Here is a 4,717-nt window from a genome sequence, read left to right on the forward strand (position 1 = left end):
GATTATGTTGCGTAATTTTCTCGATTCCATGTGTCCAATCTATTGACAGAGGTCCATGCAGCATAGCGAAAAACAATGGGAGTGGGAGATCATGCTGTCCAAACTCGAAGCAGCAAATCAATATATCCGGCAACACAGACATCGCGTCACCAACCGGCCGCATTTTCACTTTGCGGCGGAAATCGGCTGGATCAACGATCCGAACGGATTCATCTATCACAATGGCGAGTATCATCTGTTTTATCAATACAACCCGTACTCCACCAGGTGGAGCGACATGCACTGGGGACACGCGACCACGACGGATTTTGTCCGCTGGAACTACAAGCCGGTCGCGCTGGCCAATGACCGGCCTTATGATGCGAACGGCTGCTTTTCGGGAAGCGCCATTGAGAAAGACGGCAAGCTGCATTTGCTCTATACCGGACATGTGGTCGGGGAGGATGGGCAGGTCGTCCAGCGGCAGTGCCTTGCCGTATCGGAGGACGGCGTGCATTTCGAGAAGCACCCCGGCAATCCCGTCATCGGAGAAAAAGAGCTGCCGGAACGCTACATGTTGTGCGATTTCAGGGACCCGAAAGTGTGGAAGGAGAAAGACAGCTATTATTGCGTGCTGGCGGTGCGGAACGAGAAGCGCCGCGGCGAAATCGTTATGTTCGAATCGAAGGATTTGGTCAAGTGGCGGTTTCATTCCTCGATCTACCAGACAGCCGAAGAGCAGAACATGCTCCTGGAATGTCCGGACTTGTTTCATCTGGACGGGAAAGATGTGCTGATTTTCTCCGTCATGCCGTGCGATCCCGAGTATGCCGGGCAGGTGACGCATCATGTCGCCTATGCCATCGGGACGCTGGATTACGGCACGGGCAGGTTTGAGGTGGAAAGTCAGGGCATTCTGGACGAAGGCCCGAGCTTCTACGCGCCCCAGACCGCCTGCGGCCCGAACGGCGAACGCATTTTGATCGGGTGGATGCAAAGCTGGAGCCAGGGCGGGTTGCCCGAAGCATTTGCATTCAACGGCATGATGTCGATCCCGAGACGGCTCGCGGTCGAGGATCGGAAGCTGCTGCAGAAGCCGTTCCTGCCGTTCGGGGATCATTTTGCGCTGCAGGCTTGCGGAGAAGTGGGCTTGTCTTCCGGTCGGGAGCAGGTCGTGCTGGAGGGCCGCTCGGGCCATATCCTGCTGGAGCTGAGCAAATCGGAGCTGGACGAACTGAAGGGGAATGTCCTGGCATTCCATCTGCAGAGGAAGGACGATCAGGCGATCACAGTGGAACTGGACGCCGCGGCGGAGCAGATCTCCGTTCGCTCCGGTTATGCGGACGGCCGGGATTATCGGTTGGATGTCCGGGTGGACGAGGGGCTTGTGCTCGAGCTTTTTGTGGACTTGTACTCTCTGGAAGTGTTTATCAACCGCGGCGAAAAGGTGTTCACCGTAACCTCCTACGCTGCCAAAGGGTCCTTATCGACCGTCTCCGCCGCGCAACCTGTCAGATTGGGGAAGCTGGAAAGCCGTGTGTTTCGCCATGGCGGGTCAGGCGGAAGTGTCCGTCCGTTGTGACCGTAACCGCATAGAAGCGGATTGCATATTGCGGCGGCCTGCGGGCTGCCGTACATTTTTTGGCGCTTGTACATCGTTGTCCATGCAGGCTCGGCCACGGTTGCATACGTTATGATACGCGCGGCCAAAGCTGCGTCTTAAGGGAGGAGGCGCGAAGAGCATGGCAGTAAAGAAGGAACAGGTGCGGAAACTGATCGGCCGGGAGATTTACGCGCTCAAGAAAGACGGCTCGATCGTTTCCGGCAAGCTGGTCGGCATCCGCGGCAACCGGCTGATGCTGGAACAGCCGCGCGGCAAGGCGCAAGTAAAAGGCCTTCTGCCGCTCGTGCTGTTCGATCTGCTGGCGATCGGGTCGTCGCCGTATGAATTCGGAGGGTTCGGCGGACCGTTCTACGGTCCCGGCTTCGGACCGTTTTACGGACCTTACGGCGGCGGGTTCTTCTGGTAACGACCGGCTTCTTCGCTTCATCCAGGGCAGACGCGGGATGCGTCTGCCTATTTTGTCTTGTTGCCCAATAGTGTTAAGGGATGGGTGCATAGGATAACGCAGTCCGATCGGAAGGAGGTGCTTGCGGATGGGTTACCCTGGCGGTTACGGCGGCTTCGGCGGTCACGGTCTGTTCACGAGCACGGGTGTGATTCTCGTTCTTTTCATCTTGCTGGTCATCGTGCTTCGCGGCTGGCTCGTGTAATGACCGAATAAGCCGAATTTGACGGTCTGGCAATGGCGTCAGGAGGAAGCGCCGTCCGTGCGGAGCGACAGCATCCGGTGGCTGCACGGGCGGCGCTTTTATTGCCGGGAGTTGATGAAAATTATTACATAATATATATTTAATGCTATGCACGGCGATCATATGTTCGTATTGAAAGGCGGATTCTCATTGAGGCTCAAAAACATGCTCGGAGACGCGGAATTTGTGAAATATTGGATTGGGCAAACCTTCTCCGTATTCGGTTCCAACATTGCGACATTCGCCCTGCCGCTGATGGCGACCTTCTATCTTGAAGTGTCGCCCGGCGAGCTCGGGCTGCTCCAGGCGATGAGCGGCATCCCGTTTCTGTTGTTCTCTCTCTTCATCGGGGTGATGGTGGATCGGGTCCGCAGGCTCCGGCTCATGATCGTGTCTGATTTCTTTCGCGCGGCGCTGATCGGGCTGATCCCGGTGTTCTATCTTCTCGACGGGCTGACCATCTGGCATCTGTACTTCGTCGCGCTGGGCGTCGGTGTGCTGTCGGTCATGTTCGAGACGGCCTATCAGGCGTTCCTGCCCGGGTTTGTCGGCAAGGACCGGTTGGTCGACGCCAACAGCGCGCTGCAGTTCAGCCAATCGCTGTCGCAGATTTCCGGTCCCGGAGCGGCGGGGGTTCTCGTCAATCTGGTCGCCGCTCCGCTGGCCATGATCGTGAACGGACTGACGTTTCTCGCTTCGGCTGTCGCCCTCGCGCGCATTCGTTTCCGTGAAACCGTGCCGGGTGCGGCGACGAGCCTGGCTGCCCAGCTCCAGGATGTGACCGGAGGGCTCCGCGTCCTGCTCGGGCACGCCGTCCTTCGTCCGCTGACGCTTGCGATGGGCAGCATCAATCTGTTCTTCAGCGCTTTCCTGGCCGCGTATTATCCCTATCTGAAGAATCATCTCGGTTTTACTTCTTTCCACACCGGGCTCGTCCTGTCGGTCGGGGCGCTGGGAGCCGTCGCGGCCGTATTTACAGCCTGGAGGCTCGCAGCCGGACTCACGCCGGGGGCGGTCGTCATTTTCGCCGAAGCGTTGTTTGCGCTCGGCGCTTGGCTTGTGCCGCTCGCCGGCGGTCCCCGGGCGCTGCAGGCCGCGATGGTTGTCGGTACGGCCCTGGTCGCCTTCTACGGTGGAGCGTCCGCGAACATCATGGCGGTCACGATCTGTCAGAAAGTCACACCGGACCGACTGCTCGGGCGGGTCAGCGCCGCCTCGAAATTTTTCCTCGGCGGATTGGCGCCGGTCGGCGCGATTCTCGGCGGCGTTCTGGCAGAATACCTCGGTTTGAGGCTGACGCTTTTCATCGCGGCCGGGGGCATCACGCTGATGGCGTCGTGGCTGGCGGTTTCCCGATTGCGCAAGGCGTCGGACAGCAGCCTGGAATCCGAGTACGCCATAACGGCCTGAATGGCAGAAGGAGGTTGTTCAAATGGGGGCGTTTCGCGGTTTTACCGAACAGACGCTCCGATTTCTGCGCGACGTGCGGGAGAACAATTCGAAAGCGTGGTTTGAACGGAACCGTCCGGTTTACGAGCGGGAGCTGCTGGAGCCGATGCGCGACCTGGCGGCGGATCTGAGCGAAACGATGCTGACCATCGATCCGCAGCTGGAGACGCGGCCCGCCGTGGGCAAGACGATCTCGCGCATCCATCGCGACACGCGCTTCTCCAGGGACAAATCGCTGTACCGCGACGCCATGTGGATGACGTTCAAGCGCCGATCGGAGGAGTGGAAGGACGGTCCCGCGTTCTTTTTTGAGCTGCGGACGGACGGGTATCGCTACGGGATGGGATTCTACGCCGCTTCGAAAGACACGATGGACAAGCTGCGCGAATGGATCGACGAGGAGCCGGAGCAGTTCCGCCGGACGACGGCTTTCTACGAGCGCCAGCGGACGTTCGTCATTGAAGGGGAATGCTACAAGCGAATCCTCGATGCGAGCAAGTCCGAATCCGTGCTTGAGTGGTACCAGCGCAAAAATATTTACCTCGCCTGCAACCGGGAGATCGACGAGCTGCTGTTCTCTCCGCGGCTTGCGGATGAGGTGGCTTCGGGATTCGAAATGCTCGGCGGACTCTATCACGCCTTCTGGAATTTGAGAATGCGGGCAGCCGGCGTATGAGCGCATGTTGCCGGCCCGTTTCGAAACGTTTGTGTATGAAGACAAGTCAACAGATTGCGAGGCAGCTGCCCGTATGTCGGGCAGCTTTTTAAGTTTGGAAGAGTCAAGAGATTCCATGATTTAAAAGACCTACCTATTAATGTTTTTCAATAAAAGAATCCGTCAATTACCCGTTAAGATATGTCATTGAATCAATGATTGCGTTTTTTTTATTGTTTTTCATGAACAATCAAACCATATAGGTGTCGTTGTTCTGTGATAATGTCACGGTATAACTGTTCTGAGATAATGTCACTATGG

Annotated in this window: 5 protein-coding genes; all 5 read left to right on the forward strand. The window is 57.6% G+C overall.

Annotated elements, in window-relative coordinates:
* Window positions 1-91: 91 nt before the first annotated feature.
* Complete coding sequence (locus KJQ12_RS18685; protein ID WP_213486897.1) at window positions 92-1,561, forward strand: glycoside hydrolase family 32 protein; 1,470 nt, start codon at window positions 92-94, stop codon at window positions 1,559-1,561.
* Window positions 1,562-1,721: 160 nt separating this feature from the next.
* Window positions 1,722-2,009, forward strand: coding sequence for a hypothetical protein (locus KJQ12_RS18690; protein WP_213486899.1), 288 nt, complete (start codon window positions 1,722-1,724; stop codon window positions 2,007-2,009).
* A gap of 127 nt (window positions 2,010-2,136) precedes the next feature.
* Entirely contained in the window at window positions 2,137-2,253 is a 117-nt protein-coding gene (locus tag KJQ12_RS18695) for a hypothetical protein (protein ID WP_015253569.1), read from the forward strand.
* Between the two features lie 225 nt (window positions 2,254-2,478).
* The gene (locus KJQ12_RS18700) at window positions 2,479-3,702 is read left to right on the forward strand and encodes an MFS transporter (protein WP_213486900.1); all 1,224 of its coding nucleotides are present in this window, start codon (window positions 2,479-2,481) and stop codon (window positions 3,700-3,702) included.
* 22 nt (window positions 3,703-3,724) lie between these two features.
* Window positions 3,725-4,417, forward strand: a complete 693-nt coding sequence (locus tag KJQ12_RS18705) for a DUF2461 domain-containing protein (RefSeq protein ID WP_213486901.1) — start codon at window positions 3,725-3,727, stop codon at window positions 4,415-4,417.
* Window positions 4,418-4,717: the final 300 nt, after the last annotated feature.

Origin of the sequence: Thermobacillus xylanilyticus, assembly GCF_907165215.1 — a bacterium.
Taxonomy (GTDB): Bacteria; Bacillota; Bacilli; order Paenibacillales; family Paenibacillaceae; genus Thermobacillus; species Thermobacillus xylanilyticus.

Excerpts from the sequence above, each read along its gene's own strand:
- KJQ12_RS18685 (WP_213486897.1), top strand. The coding sequence starts at position 92 with ATGCTGTCCAAACTCGAAGCAGCAAATCAATATATCCGGCAACACAGA.
- KJQ12_RS18690 (WP_213486899.1), top strand. The coding sequence starts at position 1,722 with ATGGCAGTAAAGAAGGAACAGGTGCGGAAACTGATCGGCCGGGAGATT.
- KJQ12_RS18695 (WP_015253569.1), top strand. The coding sequence starts at position 2,137 with ATGGGTTACCCTGGCGGTTACGGCGGCTTCGGCGGTCACGGTCTGTTC.
- KJQ12_RS18705 (WP_213486901.1), top strand. The coding sequence starts at position 3,725 with ATGGGGGCGTTTCGCGGTTTTACCGAACAGACGCTCCGATTTCTGCGC.